Consider the following 21,875-nt stretch of genomic DNA (forward strand, 5'->3'; position numbering starts at 1 on the left):
GCTTTCTCTGTTCGGCAGCGAGGTGACGACGCCGGCTGCACCACGTGAGGGGATGCCATGTCACAGCAGGTCGAGTTCGGACTGGACACGTTCGGAGACGTGACGACGGGCCCGGGCGGAACGCCCCGCTCCTATGCGCAGGTCATCCGCGACGTCATCGCGGAGGGAGTGCTCGCCGACCAGGTCGGCGTGGACTTCATCGGCCTGGGCGAGCACCACCGCGACGATTTCGCCATCTCGGCACCGGATGTCGCGCTTGCGGCCATCGCGGGACAGACGTCGCGCATCCGGCTCGGTTCTGCGGTCACCGTTCTGAGTTCGGACGACCCCGTGCGGGTGTTCCAGCGCTTCGCGACCCTCGACGCCGCATCCGATGGCCGGGCCGAGGTCATCCTCGGTCGCGGCTCGTTCACCGAGTCCTTTCCCCTCTTCGGCTACGAGCTCAGCCAGTACGAGGAACTCTTCGAAGAGAAGCTCGACATCTTCACGCGCCTGCTGACAGAGAAGCCCGTGACCTGGCAGGGAAGCACTCGGCCCGCGCTCGTCGACCAGCGCGTGTTCCCGACCACCGAGTCCGGAAAGCTGAAGACGTGGATCGGAGTCGGTGGAAGCCCCGAATCCGTCGTTCGGGCCGCGAGGTACGGACTCCCCCTGATGCTCGCGATCATCGGCGGGGATCCCGTGCGGTTCGCGCCCTACGCCGACCTGTACCGCCGCGCGCTCGCCCAGCTCGAGAGCCCGGAGCTTCCCATCGGCGTGCACTCCCCCGGCTACGTCGCCGCCACCGACGAGCAGGCTCGCCAGGAGTTCTGGCCCGAGTACAAGAAGATGCGCGACCGCATCGGTGCCGACCGCGGATGGCCGCCCATGGCGCGGTCGGAGTTCGACCGGGAGGCGGGCCCGCACGGATCGCTGTACGTGGGATCGCCGGAGACCGTCGCGCAGAAGATCGCCTCCACTGTGCGCGCGATCGACGCGAGCCGCTTCGACCTCAAGTACAGCGCCGGCCCCCTGTCGCACGAGCGACTCATGACGTGCATCGAGCTCTACGGAACGGCGGTCATCCCCCGCGTTCGCGAACTGCTCGCCGAATGACGGCGGTCGACACGAGCGGGGTCGGCTTCCGCTCCAAGCGCGGCCCCGTGCTCATCGCCCTCATGGTGACGACCGGGCTCGTGGCGATCGACTCGACGATCCTGGCCACCGCCGTGCCGTCCATCGTCGACGACCTGGGCGGCTTCGCACAGTTCCCTTGGCTGTTCTCCATCTACCTGCTCGCGCAGGCGGTGTCGGTGCCGCTCTACGCGAAGCTGGCCGACACCGTGGGACGCAAACCGATCATCCTGATCGGCGTCGGTCTCTTCCTGCTGGGCTCCGTCCTCTGCGGCTTCGCCTGGAGCCTGCCCGCCCTGATCGCATTCAGAGCGGTGCAGGGCCTGGGGGCCGGCGCCGTGCAGCCCATGGCCGTCACCATCGCGGGCGACATCTACTCGGTGGCCGAACGCGCCAAGGTGCAGGGCTACCTGGCGAGCGTGTGGGCCATCAGCTCCGTCGCGGGGCCGACCCTCGGCGGGGTGTTCTCCGAGTTCGTGTCGTGGAGGTGGATCTTCTTCGTCAACGTGCCGCTGTGCCTGGTCGCCGGGTGGATGCTCGTGACCCGGTTCCACGAGAAGATCACGCCGCGCGAGCATCGGCTCGACATCGCCGGTGCGGCGCTGCTGACGGCCGGGCTCAGCCTGGTGATCCTCGCCGTCCTCGAGGGCGGCCAGGCCTGGGCGTGGAACTCCGTTCCGAGCATCGCGGCCTTCGGCGCGGGCGGTGCGCTGCTCACGGCGTTCGTGCTCGTGGAGCGGCGCGCGGCCGAACCGATACTCCCCCTCTGGGTCTTCTCCCGGAGGCTCCTCATCACGACGACCCTGATCTCGCTCGGCGTCGGGTCGATCCTCATCGGGCTCACGTCGTACGTGCCGACCTTCCTCGAGGGGGTGACCGGCGCGTCCCCCCTTCTCGCGGGTCTGGCCCTGGCGGCCCTCACGATCGGCTGGCCGATCTCCGCCTCGCTCTCCGGCAGGCTCTATCTGCGCCTCGGCTTCCGCACGACGGTCCTCATCGGCATGGGCTTCGCCGTGCTGGGCGCGGTGTCGCTGCTCCTGAGCTACACCGATCCGCAGGTCGTGCTCATCGCCGCCAGCTGCTTCCTCGTCGGCCTCGGGCTGGGCCTCGTCGCCACCCCGAGTCTGATCGCTGCGCAGTCAAGCGTGCCGTGGAACGAGCGCGGCGTCGTGACCGGTACGAACCTGTTCTCCCGCTCGATCGGCAGCGCCGTGGGCGTGGCCGTCTTCGGCGCGATCGCGAACGGCATCTTCGCCGCGAGTGCGCGCGGTGAGGACGATCCCGCCGTTCTGACGAACGCGTCGGGCGCAGTCTTCCTCGCCGTGCTCGTGTGCGTCGCGCTCACCATCGTGGCCGCGCTCGTGATGCCGCCGGCCCGGGTCGAAGACGTGGAGCACATCGACGCGCCGGCCTAGTTCCGCCTACGACGAACGGCGGCCCTTCAGGGCCGTCGAGACCGCGGCGAACTGGGTGGCGTTCACAGAGGATGCCTCCCGGCGCATGCCCGATTCGAACACGCGGAAGACACGATCGAGCCTCGCCCAGCTCGGTCGCCCCTGCGAATCCCAGGGGCCGGCGCCGACGAAGACGAAGTGCCGCGAGTCGTCGTCGTGGGGTTTGCTCGTGAGCTGCAGCGCGAGGACGGATTGCGGTGTGTCCCGGGCGACGATGAGCACGGGCCGGTCCTTGCCCCGCCCGTCGTTCTCCTCGTAGGGCACCCAGGTCCAGATGACCTCGCCCGGGTCGGGCTCCGCATCGACCCGCGGATCGAACTCGACCCGGGTTCGTGCGAGCGCTGCCGCCGGCACCTCGATCGTGGCCTCGGGTCCGGTGCGTCCCGGCGACGTCGCCGAGGCGACATCGGATGCGCGGCGGCCGCTCGAACCAGCGGGGCCTCGGGCGGCCGGGCGTCGGTCGACGGTCGGCCGCGACCTGGTCGTCGCGCCCGAGCCGAACACGGCCAGGATGCTGCGCACGACTGCCGTCACTCCCACGAGTCTCATGTCGCCGAGCGTACAGCGTCGTCAAGCCCCGGGGCGCCGGGCGGCGTCGCTGGTAGACAGATCGAATGACGATTCGTACCGACGGCACTGTCCCCCTTCGCTCCTACGGTGTCATCGGAGACGGCCGGACGATCGCTGTGATCGCCGAAGACGGCGGCGTCGACTGGATGCCCATGCCGGGAATGGACACGACACCCGTCTTCGCCCGCCTGCTCGACGCGCAGGACGGCGGAGCCATCGAGCTGGCTCCGGCCGAGGACTACACCGTGTCGAGGCGCTACATCGACGGCACCAACGTGCTCGAGACCACGTTCACCACGGCGTCGGGCGTCGCGGTCCTCACCGACGCGCTCGTGACGGGCATCGCCGGCAGACTGCCATGGACGGAGATCGCCCGGCGCGTCGACGGCACGTCGGGCAGTGTGCGGTTCCGCTGGAGGGTGGCCCCGGGAACCTGCCTGTCGACGGCTTCGCCCTGGAAGCAGGCCACGACCCACGGCCCCGTCATCCGGGTCGACGGGGTGACAATCGCGGTGCGCGGCGTCAGCCACGGCCCGCGCGGCGGCGGCGACGCGGCGTTCGCCGGCTCGTTCACCACGGAGAAGGGCTCCCGTCATGTGATCACCGTCGTGGGCACGGCGAACGAACCGTTGCACCTGCCGGATGCGGCCAACGTCGACCGCGGCATCGACCGCACGATCGAGAACTGGCAGTTCTGGTCTCGGGAGTTCAGCTACGACGGCCCGTGGTCTCTCGACGTGCACAGGAGCGCCCTGGCCCTGAAGCTGCTCATCTACAGTCCGACGGGCGCCATCGCGGCCGCGGGCACGACATCCCTGCCCGAGAACCCGCGCGGCGGTAAGAACTGGGACTACCGCTTCGCCTGGGTGCGAGACGTCGCCTACACGCTGCACGCGCTCATCCGCTTCGGGCTGCGCGAGGAGACCCACGCCGCCGTCGCGTGGCTGCTCACCACCATCAGGCAGAACGGCCCCGAGCTGCATATCTTCTACCGGCTCGACGGATCACTGCCGTCGGGCGTGACGAAGCACGACGCCCCCGGATGGAACGGCGCAGGCCCCGTCGTGACGGGCAACCCGGCGAGTGGCCAGTTGCAGCTGGGCGTCTACGGCGACCTGTTCGACGTCATGAGGCTGTACGTCTCGGCCGGCAACGTCCTGGATGCAGAGACGGGCCGGCTACTCGCATCGGTCGCGGATCGCGCCTGCGACGCGTGGCGGCAACGCGACGCGGGCATGTGGGAGCTCGAGGACGAGCAGCACTACACCTCGTCGAAGATGGGCTGCTGGCAGGCTCTGGATGCCGCGGTCGAGCTGTGCGAGAAGGGCCAGATCCCGGGCGACTCGGCCCGGTGGATCGCCGAGCGCGGGCACACCAGGGAGTGGATCGAGGCGAACTGCTGGTCGGACGAGCTGCAGAGCTACGTCGCCTACCCCGGATCGGATGAGCTCGACGCGTCGGTGCTGCTGCACGGGCCCAGCGGCTTCGATCGCGGCGACCGGATGTCGAGCACCATCGACGCGCTGCGGCATGAGCTGGGCCGCGGGCCCCTCCTCTATCGCTACTCGGGTGCCGAGGCGGAGGAGGGCGCGTTCGTGGCCTGCTCGTTCTGGCTGGCCTCCGCCCTCGCGTGCGTGGGTCGTACGAAGGAGTCGGTCGCCCAGATGGACGCCATGATCGCGCTGTCGAACGACGTCGGAATCTTCTCCGAGATGATCGACCCGGACGACATGTCGTTCCTCGGCAACCTGCCTCAGGCTCTGAGCCATCTCGCCCTGGTGAACGCTGCGATCACGATCGAGGAGCTCTCCGGGCTCGACTGACGGAGACGTATCCCAGCACGACTTCGATGGTGATGCAACCCGCTGACGACTGTCGGCGGCGGTGCCTATCGTGGAGACCATGACAACCACAATCGAACGTCCGACCGAAGCCCCCAGCGACGCGGGAGCCAAGAGCACCCGACGCCAGAACGCGGAGCGTGGCTTCAAGGCCTCGAAGTCGCTGACCGACAGCCTGCAGAAGGTCCTGGTCGACCTGATCGAGCTTCACCTCCAGGGCAAGCAGGCGCACTGGAACGTCGTGGGCAAGAACTTCCGTGACCTCCACCTGCAGCTCGACGAGATCATCGACGCCGCCCGGGAGTTCAGCGACACGGTCGCCGAGCGCCTCCGGGCCCTGCACGCGGTGCCAGACGGGCGCAGCGACACCGTCGCTGCGACGACCACGCTGCCCGAGTACCCGAACGGTGAGGTCGACACGGCCGAGACCGTCGATCTGATCACTGTGCGCATCGAAGCCGTGGTGGGAACCATGCGCGACGTGCACGACGAGGTCGACGAAGCCGACCCCACGAGCGCCGACATCCTGCACGGCATCATCGAGAAGCTCGAGCAGTACGCCTGGATGGTCTCTGCCGAGAACCGCACGGCAACGAAGAAGTCCTAGGCCTTCTCCGTACAACGAAGAACGGCGTGCCACTCCCTGAGGGAGTGACACGCCGTTCTTGGCTGTGTCTGTGATGCGGAGAGGTCAGCGGGTCTCTTCGAGGAGGATGTAGCCCTCTTCGCCGTGAACCACCGTGTCGATACCGGCGATCTCGTCTTCGTTCTTGACCCGGAAGCCCATCGTCTTCTCGATGATGAGGGCGATGACGTAGGAGAGCACGAAGGAGTAGACCATCACGATGAGGGCCGAGAGGGCCTGTACACCGAGCTGGGCCGGGCCGGCACCGAAGAACAGGCCGACACCCTCGCCCAGGAGGCCGATGTAGAGGGTACCGATGACACCACCGACGAGGTGGATGCCCACGACGTCGAGCGAGTCGTCGAAGCCGAGCTTGAACTTCAGGTCGATGGCGAGTGCACAGACGGCACCGGCGACGATACCGAGAACGATGGCCCAGAAGGGCGACAGCGCTGCACAGGCCGGGGTGATCGCGACCAGACCGGCGACGGCACCGGAAGCTGCACCGACGGAGGTGGGCTTGCCGTCCTTGATCTTCTCGACGACGAGCCAGCCGAGGATGGCGGCGGCGGGAGCGGCGATCGTGTTGAGGAAGGCGATGGCGGCGATGCCGTCGGCAGCGAGCTCGCTACCGGCGTTGAAGCCGAACCAGCCGAACCACAGGAGGCCGGCGCCGAGGAGCACGAAGGGAGGGTTGTGCGGCTTGTGGATTCCCTTGGCGAAGTTCACGCGCTTGCCGAGGACGAGCGCCAGGGCCAGGGCCGCAGCACCGGCGTTGATGTGCACCGCGGTACCGCCGGCGAAGTCGATCACGCCGAGGTTGTATGCGATGAAACCGCCGTCGACCACACCCTCGTCGCCGAGGGTGAAGTTGAACACCCAGCTGGCGACGGGGAAGTAGACGACCGTGGCCCAGACACCGGCGAAGATCATCCAGGCGCCGAACTTGGCACGATCGGCGATGGCGCCGGAGATGAGGGCGACCGTGATGATCGCGAAGGTGGCCTGGAACGCGGCGAAGGCGATGGCCGGGAACGCGGCGTCACCGTCGCTCGCCGTCGCGAAGACTCCGTTCAGACCGAGCTGGTCGAGGTCGATTCCGATGAAGCCGTCGATGCCGACGTAGTTTCCGACGCCCCCGTTCGAGAAGGCGATGGCGTATCCGTACAGCACCCAGAGAACGCCGATGAGCCCCATGGCTCCGAAGCTCAGCATCATCATGCTGATCACGCTCTTGGCCTTGACGAGTCCTCCGTAGAAGAACGCAAGTCCTGGCGTCATCAGAAGTACGAGGGCCGCTGCTATGAGCAAAAAGGCGGTATTGCCCTGGTCCAGCTCCATTGAATTTACCTCTCTTAGTTGTTGCAAAAGTGCACCGAGAGATGATGACGAACGGGGGTGCTGTTAGGAGGAAACCAGCGCGCGCGCCTCACTCGGGTATGCCCAACTATCGTGTGAAGAAGTTTCAAAACATGCGCCTGAATGTTTCCGGGGCGTAACGCTCGTGGCTGAAATGTAACAACTGTGTTTCGCGTGACTGGCGAAGAGCGCAGAGATGCCTGCGAACTCGCCCCGCCGGCTCAGGCCTGGGTGGATGCGATGAGTCGCGACACCGAGCGAAGGTACTTCTTGCGATACCCGCCCGACATCATGTCGCCGGCGAACACCTCGTCGAGCGGGCTGCCCGTGGCCAGGATGGGAACCTGCGCATCGTAGACACGGTCGATGAACGCGACGAAGCGCAGCGCGTCGGTCTGACTGTGCAGCGGCACCACGCGGTCGAGCACGATGGCCTCGATGCCGTCGAGAAGCTTCACGAACTTCGACGGGTGGATGGTGCCGAGGTGCGAGACGAGCTCGCTGAAGTCGTCGCGCGAGACCGACCCGGGCGAGCTCTTCTCGATGACGGCGGAGACGGCGTCGTCGATCTCCGCCTCCCCGATCACCCGGGCATGACCCTCGATGTCCCGGCGGCGGTAGTCGAGCCCGTCGATCCTCACGGTATCGAACCGATCGGACAGCGACTGGATCTCGCGTAGGAAGTCGGCGGCGGCGAAGCGGCCCTCCCCCAGCGCGTTGGGCGGCGTATTGCTCGTCGCCGCCAGACGGGTGCCGGATGCGCTCAGCTCGCCGAGCAGGCGCGTCATCATCATCGTGTCGCCCGGATCGTCGAGCTCGAACTCGTCGATGGCGATCAGCTTGGCCCCGGTGAACAGTTTCAGCGCCGCGGCGTACCCCATCGCTCCCACGATCGCCGTGTACTCGATGAAGGTGCCGAAGTATTTGGGCGCCGGAGCCGCGTGCCAGAGTGCCGCGAGCAGGTGGGTCTTGCCCACGCCGAAGCCGCCATCGAGGTAGATCCCGGTCGGCCCCGGCGCCGCCCTCTTCTGCCGGGAGAAGAAGCCTCCGGTGCGGCCGACCGGGGCCCACGATGCCGAGAAGGTGCGCACGATCTCGAGCGCCTCCGTCTGGGAGGGGTATTCGGGGTCGGGCCGGTAGGAATCGAACGAGGCCCCGTCGAACTGGCGCGGCGGCACCAGGACCGCCGCCATCTCGGCTCCCGACAGGCTCGGCGCGCGATCGACGAGTCGAACGAGTGTGGTCGGGAGCGATGACGCCATGGGAGAGCTCTTCCGGTGAGTTTGTGTCGAACGAAGACATTTCCGGGAGAACGACCACCGGAACGGCATAGATTCGAGAGGGAGACACGTCTCTCCAGACTAAACCGCGAACACCCTGTCGGACGGCCCTGCCGTCCGCGTGCACTCCCAGGAGGAACCCCCATGGCCGTCGCCGCCGATCCGTCGCCCCGCTTCGCCGCTTTCGCGCATCCGGAGCGTCTCGTGAGCACCGACTGGCTGCAGCAGCACCTCGGCGAACCGGGCCTCGTGGTCGTGGAGTCCGACGAGGACGTGCTCCTCTACGAGACCGGCCACATTCCGACCGCCGTCAAGGTCGACTGGCACACCGATCTCAACGATCCGGTCGTGCGGGACTACATCTCGGGTGAGCAGTTCGCCGCTCTGGCATCGTCGAAGGGGATCTCGCGAGACAGCACCGTGGTCGTCTACGGCGACAAGAACAACTGGTGGGCCGCCTACGCGCTCTGGGTGTTCACCCTGTTCGGTCACACCGACGTCCGCCTGCTCGACGGCGGCCGGGATGCCTGGATCGCCGAGGGCAGGGCCGTCACGACAGACGAGACCGAGGTCGCGCCCGCCTCCTACCCTGTCGTCGACCGCGACGACGCGGCCATCCGTGCCTTCAAAGACGACGTCCTCGACCATTTCGGCAGCCCGCTGATCGATGTGCGCTCGCCCGAGGAGTTCTCCGGAGAGCGCACCACCGCTCCCGCCTACCCCGAGGAGGGTGCGCTGCGGGCCGGGCACATCCCCACCGCGCAGAACGTGCCCTGGGCACGCGCCGCCGCCGCCGACGGCCGCTTCCGCGAGGTCGAGGAGCTGAACGAGATCTACCGGCAGGGCGCAGGCCTCGCCGACGGCGATGCCATCATCGCCTACTGCCGCATCGGCGAGCGGTCGAGCCACACCTGGTTCGTGCTCACCCACCTCCTGGGGTTCGAGGGCGTGCGCAACTACGACGGTTCGTGGACAGAGTGGGGAAGCGCCGTGCGGGTTCCCATCACCACGGGCGCGGAACCGGGAGAGGCGCCGGCGCGCTAGGACCCGCCCTCGTGGGTCATAATTTCACTGACATGGATGCGACAGAACTTCCCGACTCCCTTGCTGAGATCCGCGACGACTTCCTCGGACTCGAGGTCAAGGAGCGGCTGCAGCTGCTGCTCGAGTTCTCGAACGAATTGCCCGAGTTGCCCGAGCGGTATCGCGACCACCCCGATCTCTTCGAACGGGTGGAGGAGTGCCAGTCGCCCATCTTCATCGTCGTGGAGGTGGATGGAGAGGGTTCGGTTCACCTGTTCGCGACCGCTCCCCCGGAGGCGCCCACGACCAGAGGCTTCGCGTCGATCCTCGTGCAGGGCATCGAGGGGCTCTCCGCTTCGCAGGTGCTCGAGCTCGCAGACGACTATCCGAGCATGCTCGGTCTCACGGCCGCCGTCTCGCCCCTGCGCATCCGCGGAATGACCGCCATGCTCGCGCGTATCAAACGGCAGGTGCGCGAACGCACGGCCTGATTCGGAGCGGCGTGAATCAGAGCCGCTCGAGCCAGGTCCTGATCGATTCGGTCCAGCGCTCCGGGTCGTAGTTCCAGAGCTTCACGTGCCGGGCGATCGAGAACGGAACGAACGTCACGATGTCGGGTCGGAGCTCGGCCAGCCGCCTGCTCGACGAACTCGACACGTAGCCGTCGTCGTCGCTGTGCAGAAGCAGGGTGCGGGTCTCCAGATCACCGTTGCGCGCCACGAAGTCGAGCCGGTCGAGATCGACGGATGTCTGCAGCCCGGTCGCGACGTTGCCCCACTCGTGCGTCAGCGCGGCCAGGGCGGCGTTCTGCACGGGCCGAGGGATGTGCAGCTGCGTGCTGCGGTAGCGGAGCGTCTCGTGCCAGTCGATCACGGGCGAATCGAGCACGATGCCGTCGATCACGTGGCGCATGGATGAGCGGGTGGCGACCTGCAGAACGGTGGCGCCTCCCATCGACCAGCCCATGAGGACAACACTCGTCGCGCCGGCGTTCACGGCATAGGAGAGGGCCGCGTCGACGTCCTCCCATTCCGTATCGCCCAGCCGGAACCGTCCGTCGGGGCTGCGCGGCGCATCCCCGTCGTTGCGGTACGAGACGAGCAGCGAGGTGTAGCCGCTCTCGTGGAACACCCTGCTCGCGCGGAGCGTCTCGCCGCGCCGCACCGCGCGGCCGTGCACCTGGATGACCCAGCGGGTGGAATCGGGGTCGGCGGCGGGAATGAGCCAGGCCGGTGCGTCGCCGAGCGGCGTTGCTATGGAGACATCGCGGTAGGGGAACGGGAACTCGCGCGGGTGGAGGTGATACCAGCCGCTGATGCGCCCCGTCGTCGCCGCCTCGATGTCGCCGTAGTCGACCTCGAGCAGCGATCGGGTGACCAGGCCATCCGACACGGAGATGATCTCGCCGATACGCGCGTGGCCGCCGTTGCGGTCGAACCACATGCTGTAGCGGCCGGGCAGCAGGGTGTCCGCGGTGGCCTCGAACGTGATGGTTCCGGCCTCGACGTCGACCGACTCTATCCGTGCGTCCTCCGCAGGGTGCCGCGGCGGCACGACGACCGATCGGGAGACGAGTGTCGTGAGCACGGCGCCCGCGGCCGCGGCGGCCGCGGCAAGGGCCCCCGCCGCGATGGCCACGACGGCCCAGGCCGGAACAGGTCGGTGCTGGTGTGGTGCGGTCATGCGTTCTCGTCTTCCGTGTCGACCGCTGCGGAATTCGACCGGACGGCACCCGCAACGGGCCTCGTCGGCGTGCCTGCGGCGCGCAGCATGCGGGAAACTCTAGTCTGCAGACGTGTCCGACACTCCAACCACGCCCGAACTCCCCGCAGCCTTCGCAGCTGCCGTGGCAGCGGTTCGTGCAGCTGTGACCCGCCCGGAACTCGTCGTGAACGAGATTCCCTCGCCGGCCAACCTCGCCCCGTACTCGCTCGCCCTCGCGGCCGACGTCAACCCGGAGCGGCACGGTTCCGACTCCGAGCTCGGGACGGGCCGGTTCATCCTTCTCCACGATCCCGACGAACCCGAGGCCTGGGGCGGAGCCTTCCGGGTGGTCTGCTTCGCGCAGGCCCCCCTCGAGACCGACATCGGACTCGACCCGTTCCTGGCCGACGTGACCTGGTCGTGGCTGGTCGACGCGCTCGACACGCGAGGCGCACGGTACTCCGCGGCATCCGGCACCGCCACCAAGATCATCTCGAGCGGATTCGGCGAATTGAAGTCGCAGGGTGACGGTGCGCAGATCGAGCTCCGCGCATCCTGGACCCCGCACGATTTCGACGTGACGGCCCATGTGGAAGGCTGGGGGGAACTGCTCTGCATGCTCGCCGGTCTTCCCCCGGCGGTCGACGGAGTCACCCAATTGAATGCGAGGCGCTTCGGGCGTGACTGACGACAATCTGACTGAAGACGGCGAGTCCGCCTCCGACGTCGAGACCACTGCCGCGCCGGCCGAGCCGACGCCGCGCACACTGGCTCTCACGGTCATCGACACGCGCGAGGCCTACCTCGATGCCGTCGAGAAGATCGCGGCGGGATACGGGCCGATCGCGGTCGACGCGGAGCGGGCATCCGGGTTCAAGTTCTCGCAGCGCGCGTACCTCATCCAGCTGTACCGGCGAGGTGCCGGAAGCTTCCTCTTCGATCCCCCGGCGATCGGCTCCTTCTCGGAGTTGAACGACGCGATCTCCCGTGAGGAGTGGATCCTCCACGCCGCCAGTCAGGACCTTGCCTGCCTTCGGGAGGTCGGACTCGACCCGCGGGTCATCTTCGACACCGAACTCGCTGCGCGACTGCTGGGCATCCCCCGGGTCGGACTCGGCAGCGTCGTCGAGGAGTTCCTCGGCATCCACCTCAAGAAAGAGCACTCGGCAGCCGACTGGTCCCGCCGCCCGCTTCCGGAGTCCTGGCTCGAGTACGCTGCGCTCGATGTGGAGCTGCTGCCCGATCTGCGCGACAAGCTCGCCGAGCTCCTGATCGAGAACTCGAAGGCCGTGATCGCCGCGCAGGAGTTCGAGGCCACCAGGGCGAAGGAGCCCAAACCTGTCGCGGCCGAACCGTGGCGCAGACTCACCGGCGTGCATTCCCTCCGCAATCCCCGCAACGTGGCTGTGGCTCGAGCGCTCTGGATGGCCAGGGACGCGCTCGCGCGGGAGATCGACGTGTCACCCGGCCGGCTCGTGCCCGACTCCAGCCTCGTCGCGGCAGCGCGGGTGCTTCCCGAGTCCAAGCGCGAGCTCGCGGCCCTGAAGGAGTTCTCGGGCCGGGCGAGCCGCACGGAGATCGACCGTTGGTGGGCTGCCCTCGAGGAGGGCAAGGCGGCCACCGATCTTCCGGTGAACCGTCGAAGCGAGGACACCCTGCCGCCGCCCCGAAGCTGGGCCGACCGCAACCCCGAGGCCGACGCCCGCCTCAAAGCTGCTCGGGCCGCCCTGGCCGCGTTGTCGGAGTTCGTCAACATCCCCGTCGAGAACCTTCTGACCCCCGAGATCCTGCGTCGGATCGCCTGGACACCGCCCGAGCCGATGGCGGCGGAGGGCGTCGCCGCCTCGCTGTCCGAGCTGGGCGCACGTCCTTGGCAGCTTGAACTAACTGCACAGCCGATCGCTCAAGCCTTTGTGGATGCCCACCAAAAGCCGGAGAACGAGTCCGAAGCCTCGTCGTAGGAAGAGTCAAAGGATTTCGGCGGCTCAAAAGCCCCGGCCTAGGATCGTCTCGGTTCTCAACGAGAAGGAGGCAAAGTGGCCGAAATAGCCGAAGTCGTATTTGTGGATGGAGTGCGGACGCCGTTCGGGCGTGCGGGCGAAAAGGGCATGTACTGGCAGACCCGTGCCGATGATCTGGTCGTGAAGGCCATCATCGGCCTGCTCGAGAGAAATCCTGCCGTGCCCAAGGACCGCATCGACGAGGTGGCCATCGCGGCTACGACTCAGCAGGGCGATCAGGGGCTCACGCTCGGGCGCACTGCCGCCCTCCTCGCCGGACTCCCCCAGTCGGTTCCCGGATTCGCGATCGACCGCATGTGCGCCGGTGCGATGACGAGCGTCACGACGCTGGGCAGCGGAATCGGTTTCGGCGCCTACGACCTCGCCATCGCCGGCGGCGTCGAGCACATGGGACGGCACCCGATGGGATTCAACGCGGACCCCAACCCGCGATTCCTCGCGGAGAAGCTGGTCTCCGAGGAGGCGCTCAACATGGGCTCGACGGCTGAGCGCATCCACGACCGCTTCCCCTCTCTCACCAAGGAGCGTTCCGACCGCTACGCGCTTCGCAGCCAGCAGAAGGTCGCGGCCGCATACGAGGCCGGCAAGATCCAGCCGGATCTCATTCCCGTCGCCACGCGCAGCGCCGCTGGCTGGGGCCTCGCCACCCGCGATGAGGCACCACGCCCCGAGACGACCATGGAGGGTCTCGCCGGCCTGCGCACGCCGTTCCGGCCGCACGGGCGCGTGACAGCGGGAAACTCGTCGGGACTCAACGACGGAGCGACAGCCTGCCTCCTCGCGAGCGGCGCGACGGCCAAGGAATTGGGCCTCACGACCAAGATGAGACTCGTGAGCTTCGCCTTCGCCGGCGTCGAGCCCGAGATCATGGGGATCGGACCCGTGCCGTCGACCGAGAAGGCGCTTCGCAAGGCCGGTCTGAGCATCACCGACATCGGACTCTTCGAACTGAACGAGGCGTTCGCGGTGCAGGTGCTCTCCTTCCTCGACCACTTCGGCATCGACGATGACGACCCCCGGGTCAACGAATACGGGGGTGCCATCGCGATCGGCCACCCGCTCGCCTCCTCGGGCGTTCGGCTGATGAACCAGCTCGCGCGCCAGTTCGAGGAGCACCCCGAGGTGCGCTACGGCCTCACGGCCATGTGCATCGGGCTCGGACAGGGCGGAACCGTCATCTGGGAGAACCCGCACTACAACAAGAAGGCGAAGGCGGCACAGCGATGACCGACTACTCGACAATCGATTTCTCCGGCCTGGCCGAGCTCTCCGCCGACGAGGTCGTTACCCACTCCTATGTGCGGGACATTCCTCTGCCGAGCGGCAAGGTGCTCGCCCTGATCACGCTCGACAACGATCGCGACCACACGCGTCCGTCGACTCTCGGGCCCAACTCGCTCCTCGAGTACGGTGCCGCCCTCGACGCCCTGGCCGTGAGGGCTGCGGCCGGCGAGATCCAGGCCGTCGCCGTCACGGGCAAGCCGTACATCCTCGCGGCGGGTGCCGACCTCTCGAAGGTCAGTGACATCCCGAGTCGTGAACTTGCGAAGCAGATGGCCCAGCTCGGGCACTTCACTTTCGGAAAGATGGCCACGATCGGCGTTCCGACGTTCGCGTTCATCAACGGACTGGCGCTGGGAGGCGGGGTCGAGGTGGCCCTCGCCGCCGACTACCGCACCATCGACTCGTCGATCCCCGCCCTCGCCCTCCCCGAGGTCTTCCTGGGCATCATTCCCGGTTGGGGCGGCGCCTACCTGCTCCCGAACCTCATCGGCATCGAGAACGCGCTCAAGGTCGTCGTCGAGAATCCGCTGAAGAACAACCGCACGCTCAAGGGCCAGCAGGCGTTCGACCTCGGCATCGCCGACGCCATCTTCGGACCTGCGTCGTATCTCGAGCAGTCGCTCGTGTGGGCCGACGAGGTTCTCGCGGGCCGCATCACGGTCAAGCGTCCGAACGCGCCGGGCAAGCTCGAGCGCCTCGTCAAATGGGACGCGGCCATCTCGATCGCGCGCAAGATGCTCGAGTCCAAGATCGGCTCGGTCGCGGCCTCCCCCTACGCCGCACTCGACCTGCTGAAGGCGGCGAAGTCCGGGTCGGCAGAAGATGGGTTCGCGCGCGAGGACGACGCGCTTGCCGACCTCATCTCCGGCGACCAGTTCCGAGCGAGCATCTATGCCTTCAACCTGGTGCAGAAGCGGGCCAAGCGGCCTGCCGGCGCGCCCGACAAGGCTCTGGCCAAGCCCGTGACCAAGGTCGGCGTCATCGGCGCCGGGCTCATGGCCAGCCAGTTCGCCTTGCTGTTCGTTCGTCGGCTGCGCGTTCCCGTCGTGATCACCGACCTCGATCAGGCCAGGGTCGACAAGGGCCTGTCCTACATCCGCGACGAGATCACCGCGCTCAAAGACAAGGGTCGAATCGGGTCGGACGAGGCCAACCGGCTCAGCGCCCTGGTCTCGGGCACCACCGACAAGGCCGACTTCGCTGATGCCGACTGGGTGATCGAGGCGGTCTTCGAAGAGCTCGGCGTCAAGCAGGACGTGTTCGCCGACGTCGAGAAGTACGTATCGGACACCGCGGTGCTCGCTACCAACACCTCGTCGCTGTCGGTCGAGCAGATCGGTGCGAAGCTGGCCCACCCCGAGCGCCTCGTCGGCTTCCATTTCTTCAACCCCGTCGCCGTGATGCCGCTCATCGAGGTCGTCAACACGCCGTCGACCGATGAGGCCACGCTCAGCACGGCCATGGTCACGGCCGCCAAGCTGCGCAAGAACGCCGTCATCACGAGGGACACCCCCGGATTCGTCGTGAACCGCATTTTGGCGAAGCTGCTCGGCGAGGCGATGCATGCCGTCGACACCGGAACCCCGTTCCAGGTCGTCGACGACGCCCTCAAGCCGTTCGGGCTGCCCATGACCCCGTTCGAGCTGCTCGAGCTCGTGGGACTGAAGGTGGGGGCGCACGTGCTCGACACCCACCACTCGGCCTTCCCCGATCGGTTCTTCGAGAGCCCCAACCTGCACAAGCTCGCAGAGCACGGCAAGATCTTCGATCGAGACGCGAAGGGCGCGATCAAGGGCTTCGACAAGACCGCCGTCAAGATCGTCGCAGACGGAGGGCCGGGAGGAACCGCCCTCACGGAGGCCGAGCTCCTGCGCAGGGTCGAAGACGGACTGGCCGACGAGATCAAGCGCATGCTCGACGACGAGGTCGTGCACGCGGCCGAGGACATCGACCTGTGCCTCATCCTCGGGGCCGGTTATCCGTTCCAGATGGGCGGAGCGACCCCGTACCTCGATCGCGTCGGAGCGAGCGAGCGAGTCTTCGGCGACACGTTCCATCACCCGCCCATTGTCGGTACCGACTGACCCGAACCCTGTCGGGGGCTCGTCCTAGTCTGATGGCATGACCATCCAGTACTACGTGGCGAGCTCCCTCGACGGTTTCATCGCCGACTCCGACAACCGCATCGACTGGCTCCTGCGCTTCGGCACAGCAGATTTCGACGACGGCTACCAGCGGTTTCTGGCCGGCATCGGGGCGATCGTGATGGGGTCGCGAACATACGAGTTCCTTCTCTCCGAGAGCATGAGCGAGTGGCCCTATTCCGTGCCCACCGTCGTGCTCACCCGTCGCGACCTTCCGATCGCCGTCTCAGGTGCAGACATCCGGTTCCTGAGCGGTGAGATCGAGGCCGTCGCAGCCGAGCTGGGCGCCCTGTCGGGCGACCGTGCCGTCTGGGTCGTGGGCGGTGGAGACGTCGCCGCCCAGTTCGCCTCGGCGGGCCTGCTGAGCACGGTCATCGTCACGATGATGCCGGTCGTGCTCGGCTCAGGCATTCGGGTACTGCCCGTCACGGAGCTGCTCGAACTCGAGCTTGTCTCTTCGGTGCCGCTGCCGCAGGGAGCCGTCGAGCTCACCTATGCCGTCACGGGGTCTCGCGACACCTAGCGGGTGATCCGGCGCTCGTCCTCGTTCTCGCCCTCGAGCGGGCGGGCGATCGGAATCTTGCTGCCCAGCACCTGCGCCACGACGTCGCGCGCGATGTGCTGGGGGGTGAGACCCACGCGCTCCAGAATCTGCGCGCGCTCCGCGTGGTCGAGGAACTCGTCGGGCAGACCCAGCTCGGTCACGGCGGTGTCGATGCCGGCCTCGCGCAGGTCCTGCCGGATGCGTGTGCCGACGCCACCGACGCGGATGCCGTCCTCGATCGAGATCACGATGCGGTGCTCCGCGGCGAGGTCGAGCACGCTGCGCGGAACCGGAACCACCCAGCGCGGGTCGATCACGGTCGAGCCGATGCCCTGTGCCGCCAGTCGCTCGGCCACCTCGAGGCCCGTGGTGGCCATCGGTCCCACGGTCACGATCAACACGTCCTTGCGCTCGTGCTCCACCAGCACGTCGACGCCGTCGTCGAGTCGGCGCACGGCGGCGATCTCGTCGCCCACGCTTCCCTTGGGGAATCGCACGACCGTCGGTCCGTCGGAGACGGCCACGGCCTCGCCCAGCTCCTCGCGGAGCCGCGCCGCGTCGCGTGGAGCGCTCAGGCGTATGTTGGGCACGACCTGCAGGATGGCCAGATCCCACATGCCGTGGTGGCTCGGACCGTCGGGGCCTGTGACCCCGGCCCTGTCGAGGACGAAAGTCACACCGGCGCGGTGCAGCGCGACATCCATGAGCACCTGGTCGAACGCCCGGTTGATGAACGTCGCGTAGACGGCCACCACGGGATGGAGACCGCCGAAGGCGAGGCCCGCGGCAGAGGTGACGGCGTGCTGCTCGGCGATGCCGACGTCGAAGACGCGCGAGGGGAATCTCTCGGCGAGCTTGTGCAGGCCGGTCGGTCGCAGCATCGCCGCGGTGATTCCGACGATGGTCGGGTCCTTCTCGGCCAGGGCCACGATCTCGTCGCTGAAGACACCCGTCCACGACGGCGCGCTCGGGCCTCCGAGCGACTCACCGGTCTCGGGATCGATCTGCCCCACGGCGTGGAACTGGTCGGCGACATCGCTCAGGGCGGGCTCGTAGCCGCGACCCTTCTCGGTGATCGCGTGCACGATCACCGGCTGCGCGTAGCGCTTAGCCTGGAGAAGAGCCTCCTCCATCGCCTGGAGGTCGTGCCCGTGGATCGGGCCGATGTATTTGATGTCGAGGTTGGAGTACAGGGCCTCGTTGTTCGAGAATCGGCTGAGGAAGCCGTGCGTTCCGCCGCGGATTCCGCGGTAGATGGCCCGGCCAGGACCGCCGAAGCGGTCGAAGAGCTGCCGCGACGACTGGTGGAGGTTGCGGTACTTGGTGTTGGTGCGTACCGAGTTCAGGTAGCGCGCCATGCCGCCGATGGTGGGCGCATAGGAGCGGCCGTTGTCGTTCACGACGATGACGAGCTTGCGCGTGTTGTCGTCGCTGATATTGTTCAGCGCCTCCCAGGTCATGCCGCCCGTCAGTGCTCCGTCGCCGACGACCGCGATCACGTGCCGGTCGTTCTGCCCGGTCATCTCGAACGCGCGCGAGATTCCGTCGGCCCACGAGAGAGAACTCGACGCGTGCGAACTCTCGACCACGTCGTGCACGCTCTCGGAGCGCTGCGGATAGCCGGCGAGCCCGCCCTGCTGGCGGAGACGGGAGAAGTCCTGGCGCCCCGTGAGGAGCTTGTGGACGTAGGACTGGTGCCCGGTGTCGAAGACGATCGCGTCGCGGGGCGAGTCGAACACGCGATGGATGGCCAGGGTCGTCTCGACAACACCGAGGTTCGGTCCGAGGTGTCCCCCGGTCTTCGACACCTCGGCGACCAGAAACTGGCGGATCTCGGCCGCGAGCTCGACGAGTTGCTCCTGGGTGAGAGCGTCGAGGTCCCGGGGACCCGAGATGTTCTCCAGCAGGCTCATGCAGATGGCCTTTCCATTCGGTGCAGGACCGGTCGGCCCCTCATCCGAGTCTATGACGGATCGTTCGGACAGCCCTCGGGAACGACGGAGCGCCCCCGGGATGCTATGCGGCATCCGTCGGGGGCGCTCCCTCTGCTCAGGCTACGAGGCTGCGCAGAACGTACTGCAGGATCCCGCCGTTGCGGTAGTAGTCCGCCTCGCCGGGGGTGTCGATGCGCACGACAGCGTCGAATTCGACCGTCTGCTTTCCCTCGGGCGACTGATCGCTGGGGGCTGCGGTCACCCGCACGGTGCGCGGCGTGACGCCCTCGTTCAGCTGCTCGATACCCGCGATGCTCACGATCTCCGTGCCGTCGAGGCCGAGCGACGCCCAGGACTCGCCCGCGGGGAACTGCAGCGGGACGACGCCCATGCCGATGAGGTTCGATCGGTGGATGCGCTCGAAGCTCTCTGTGATGACGGCCTTGACTCCTAGGAGGCTCGTGCCCTTCGCCGCCCAGTCGCGCGACGATCCGGAACCGTACTCCTTGCCGCCGAAGATCACGAGGGGCGTCGAGGCAGCCGCGTAGTTCTGAGCGGCGTCGTAGATGAACGACTGCGGGCCGTCGGGCTGCGTGAAGTCACGGGTGTAGCCACCCTCCACTCCGTCGAGCAGCTGGTTCTTGAGGCGGATGTTCGCGAACGTTCCGCGGATCATGACCTCGTGGTTTCCACGCCGCGACCCGTAGGAGTTGTAGTCCTTACGGCCCACACCGTGCTCGTCGAGGTAGCGGCCTGCGGGGCTGTCGCCCTTGATGGAACCGGCGGGGCTGATGTGGTCGGTGGTCACGGAGTCGCCGAGCTTGGCCAGCACGCGGGCGCCGACGATGTCGGCGACCGGGGTCGTCTCCATGGTCATGCCGTCGAAGTACGGGGGCTTGCGCACGTAGGTCGACTCGGAGTCCCACTCGAACGTCGCACCCTCAGGGGTCGGGAGCGAGCGCCAGCGCTCGTCGCCGTCGAAGACTCCGGCGTACTCGTGCTGGAACATGTCGGTGTCGATCGACGAATCGATGGTCGACTGCACCTCGGCCGCGTCGGGCCAGATGTCCTTCAGGAACACGTCGTTGCCGTCGGTGTCCGTGCCGAGAGCATCCGTCTCGAAGTCGAAGTTCATCGACCCGGCGAGGGCGTACGCGATGACCAGCGGCGGTGACGCCAGATAGTTCATCTTGACGTCGGGGTTGATGCGTCCCTCGAAGTTGCGGTTGCCGGAGAGGACCGCCGTGACCGCGAGGTCGTTGTCCTGCACCGCGGAAGAGATCTCGTCGAGAAGGGGGCCGGAGTTTCCGATGCACGTCGTGCAGCCGTAGCCGACGGTGTAGAACCCGAGGTCCTCGAGGTAGCTCGTGAGGCCGGCCTTCGCGTAGTAGTCGGTGACGACCTTCGACCCGGGAGCGAGCGTGGTCTTGACCCACGGCTTCGCCTTGAGGCCCTTCTGGCTGGCGTTGCGCGCCAGGAGCCCGGCCGCGAGCATGACCGACGGGTTCGACGTGTTGGTGCACGACGTGATGGCCGCGATGGCGACCGCTCCGTGATCGAGGGTGAAGTTCGTGCCGTCTTCGAGCGACACCGAGGTGGGCTTGGATGCCGTCTTGGGCGCATGGCTGGCGTGCGAGTGGCTGTGGGCGTGCGCCGGTTCCGCATCCTCAGGAGACAGTTCGCCCGGGTCGGAGGCCGGGAAGGAACCCGTGCCGACGAGGTCGACGATGTCGTGCTCGACGCGGGCGTAGTCGTTGAGGTCGTGCTCGAACTGGCTCTTCGACTCGCTGAGCTCGATTCGGTCCTGCGGGCGCTTGGGGCCGGCGATGGAGGGCACCACGGTGGCGAGGTCGAGTTCGAGGTATTCACTGAAGACCGGCTCGACACTCGGGTCGTGCCAGAGCGTCTGGAGCTTGGAGTAGGCCTCGACGAGTTTGACCTGCTCCTCGCTGCGGCCCGTGAGCCGCAGGTAGTCGAGGGTCACGTCATCGATGGGGAACATGGCCGCCGTGGAACCGAACTCCGGACTCATGTTGCCGATCGTCGCCCTGTTGGCGAGGGGAACCTCGGCGACTCCGGCGCCGTAGAACTCCACGAACTTGCCGACGACTCCGTGCTTGCGCAGCATCTGCGTGATGGTGAGCACGACGTCGGTCGCGGTCACGCCCATGGGAATCGCGCCCGAGAGCTTGAATCCGACGACCTTGGGGATGAGCATCGACACGGGCTGGCCGAGCATCGCGGCCTCGGCCTCGATGCCGCCCACGCCCCAGCCGAGCACTCCGAGTCCGTTGACCATCGTGGTGTGGGAGTCGGTGCCGACGCAGGTGTCGGGGTAGGCGCGCAGGACTCCCTCGACCTCGCGCGTCATCGTGACACGTGCCAGGTATTCGATGTTGACCTGGTGCACGATGCCCGTTCCGGGCGGCACGACCTTGAAGTCGTCGAAGGCCGTCTGGCCCCAGCGCAGGAACTGGTAGCGCTCACCGTTGCGCTCGTACTCGAGGTCGACGTTGCGCTCCAGTGCGTCGTCGGAGCCGAACAGATCGGCGATCACCGAGTGGTCGATGACCATCTCGGCCGGGGCGAGAGGATTGATCTTCGTCGGGTCGCCGCCCAGACTGCCGACCGCCTCGCGCATGGTGGCGAGGTCGACGATGCAGGGAACCCCGGTGAAGTCCTGCATCACGACGCGGGCGGGCGTGAACTGGATCTCCGTGTCGGGCTCCGACGTGGGAACCCAGTTGCCCAGGGCGTTGATGTGCTCCGCCGTGATGTTGCCGCCATCCTCGGTGCGGAGGAGGTTCTCGAGAAGAACCTTCAGGCTGAACGGGAGCTTCTCGTATCCCGGAACCTTGTCGATGCGGTAGACCTCGTACGAGTCATCCCCGACCTTCAGTTGATCTTTCGATCCAAAGCTGTTGACTTTCGACACGTCGCCTTCTCCTTCGCAGTCCTGAAGTCAATCTTTGCCCCGGA

Annotated in this window: 17 protein-coding genes; 11 read left to right on the top strand and 6 right to left on the bottom strand. The window is 67.3% G+C overall.

Features of this window, described 5'->3' with window-relative positions:
- Window positions 1–57 precede the first annotated feature (57 nt).
- On the top strand, window positions 58–1,095 hold the full coding sequence (locus tag QCD70_RS05560; RefSeq protein ID WP_301214146.1) for an LLM class flavin-dependent oxidoreductase: 1,038 nt from the start codon (window positions 58–60) through the stop codon (window positions 1,093–1,095).
- Window positions 1,092–2,528 carry an MFS transporter gene (locus tag QCD70_RS05565; RefSeq protein ID WP_301214147.1) on the top strand — a complete coding sequence of 479 codons (1,437 nt, stop codon included), beginning with the start codon at window positions 1,092–1,094 and terminating at the stop codon, window positions 2,526–2,528. The genes QCD70_RS05560 and QCD70_RS05565 overlap by 4 nt, the downstream gene beginning before the upstream one ends.
- Window positions 2,529–2,534: 6 nt before the next feature.
- Here the strand turns inward: QCD70_RS05565 and QCD70_RS05570 are convergent, their stop codons facing one another.
- Entirely contained in the window at window positions 2,535–3,116 is a 582-nt protein-coding gene (locus tag QCD70_RS05570) for a type II toxin-antitoxin system PemK/MazF family toxin (protein WP_301214148.1), read from the bottom strand.
- 65 nt (window positions 3,117–3,181) lie between these two features.
- Between QCD70_RS05570 and QCD70_RS05575 the strand changes: the two genes are divergently transcribed.
- Together QCD70_RS05575 and QCD70_RS05580 are read left to right on the top strand one after the other, a co-directional pair.
- Window positions 3,182–4,960 carry a glycoside hydrolase family 15 protein gene (locus QCD70_RS05575; RefSeq protein ID WP_301214149.1) on the top strand — a complete coding sequence of 593 codons (1,779 nt, stop codon included), beginning with the start codon at window positions 3,182–3,184 and terminating at the stop codon, window positions 4,958–4,960.
- Between the two features lie 79 nt (window positions 4,961–5,039).
- Complete coding sequence (locus tag QCD70_RS05580; protein ID WP_301214150.1) at window positions 5,040–5,585, top strand: Dps family protein; 546 nt, start codon at window positions 5,040–5,042, stop codon at window positions 5,583–5,585.
- An 84-nt stretch (window positions 5,586–5,669) separates the two neighbouring features.
- Here QCD70_RS05580 and QCD70_RS05585 read toward each other — a convergent pair whose 3' ends face one another.
- Window positions 5,670–6,938 (bottom strand): ammonium transporter, encoded by a 1,269-nt coding sequence (locus QCD70_RS05585; RefSeq protein WP_055930720.1) that lies wholly within the window; start codon window positions 6,936–6,938, stop codon window positions 5,670–5,672.
- A gap of 245 nt (window positions 6,939–7,183) precedes the next feature.
- Window positions 7,184–8,224, bottom strand: a complete 1,041-nt coding sequence (zapE, locus tag QCD70_RS05590; RefSeq protein WP_301214151.1) for a cell division protein ZapE — start codon at window positions 8,222–8,224, stop codon at window positions 7,184–7,186.
- 162 nt (window positions 8,225–8,386) lie between these two features.
- Here zapE and QCD70_RS05595 point away from each other — a divergent pair, with 162 nt between their 5' ends.
- A complete protein-coding gene (locus QCD70_RS05595) occupies window positions 8,387–9,286 on the top strand; it encodes a sulfurtransferase (RefSeq protein ID WP_301214152.1) in 900 nt (299 codons plus the stop codon).
- 32 nt (window positions 9,287–9,318) lie between these two features.
- Window positions 9,319–9,756 carry a SufE family protein gene (locus tag QCD70_RS05600; protein WP_301214153.1) on the top strand — a complete coding sequence of 146 codons (438 nt, stop codon included), beginning with the start codon at window positions 9,319–9,321 and terminating at the stop codon, window positions 9,754–9,756.
- Window positions 9,757–9,772: 16 nt separating this feature from the next.
- On the opposite strand, the gene QCD70_RS05605 is transcribed toward QCD70_RS05600, so the two are convergent.
- Window positions 9,773–10,948 (bottom strand): alpha/beta hydrolase family protein, encoded by a 1,176-nt coding sequence (locus tag QCD70_RS05605; RefSeq protein ID WP_301214154.1) that lies wholly within the window; start codon window positions 10,946–10,948, stop codon window positions 9,773–9,775.
- A gap of 112 nt (window positions 10,949–11,060) precedes the next feature.
- On the opposite strand from QCD70_RS05605, the gene QCD70_RS05610 reads away from it, so the two are divergent.
- The 5 genes from QCD70_RS05610 to QCD70_RS05630 all read left to right on the top strand — a co-directional run bounded on the left by QCD70_RS05610 (window position 11,061) and on the right by QCD70_RS05630 (window position 16,941).
- Entirely contained in the window at window positions 11,061–11,657 is a 597-nt protein-coding gene (locus QCD70_RS05610; RefSeq protein ID WP_301214155.1) for a DUF3000 domain-containing protein, read from the top strand.
- Window positions 11,632–12,930, top strand: a complete 1,299-nt coding sequence (locus QCD70_RS05615) for an HRDC domain-containing protein (protein ID WP_441004915.1) — start codon at window positions 11,632–11,634, stop codon at window positions 12,928–12,930. Before QCD70_RS05610 ends, QCD70_RS05615 begins: the two co-directional genes overlap by 26 nt.
- A 75-nt stretch (window positions 12,931–13,005) precedes the next feature.
- Window positions 13,006–14,217, top strand: a complete 1,212-nt coding sequence (locus QCD70_RS05620) for a thiolase family protein (RefSeq protein WP_301214156.1) — start codon at window positions 13,006–13,008, stop codon at window positions 14,215–14,217.
- Entirely contained in the window at window positions 14,214–16,358 is a 2,145-nt protein-coding gene (locus QCD70_RS05625; RefSeq protein WP_301214157.1) for a 3-hydroxyacyl-CoA dehydrogenase NAD-binding domain-containing protein, read from the top strand. The genes QCD70_RS05620 and QCD70_RS05625 overlap by 4 nt, the downstream gene beginning before the upstream one ends.
- 37 nt (window positions 16,359–16,395) lie before the next feature.
- Window positions 16,396–16,941: a dihydrofolate reductase family protein gene (locus tag QCD70_RS05630; protein ID WP_301214158.1), complete on the top strand. Its 546-nt coding sequence runs from the start codon at window positions 16,396–16,398 to the stop codon at window positions 16,939–16,941.
- Here QCD70_RS05630 and dxs read toward each other — a convergent pair.
- Window positions 16,938–18,875, bottom strand: a complete 1,938-nt coding sequence (gene dxs, locus QCD70_RS05635) for a 1-deoxy-D-xylulose-5-phosphate synthase (RefSeq protein WP_301214159.1) — start codon at window positions 18,873–18,875, stop codon at window positions 16,938–16,940. The two genes, QCD70_RS05630 and dxs, sit on opposite strands and share 4 nt — an antisense overlap.
- A gap of 136 nt (window positions 18,876–19,011) precedes the next feature.
- Window positions 19,012–21,831: an aconitate hydratase gene (locus QCD70_RS05640; protein ID WP_301214160.1), complete on the bottom strand. Its 2,820-nt coding sequence runs from the start codon at window positions 21,829–21,831 to the stop codon at window positions 19,012–19,014.
- Window positions 21,832–21,875 lie beyond the last annotated feature (44 nt).

The sequence above is a fragment of the Agreia sp. PsM10 genome (assembly GCF_030433855.1).
GTDB lineage: Bacteria > Actinomycetota > Actinomycetes > Actinomycetales > Microbacteriaceae > Agreia.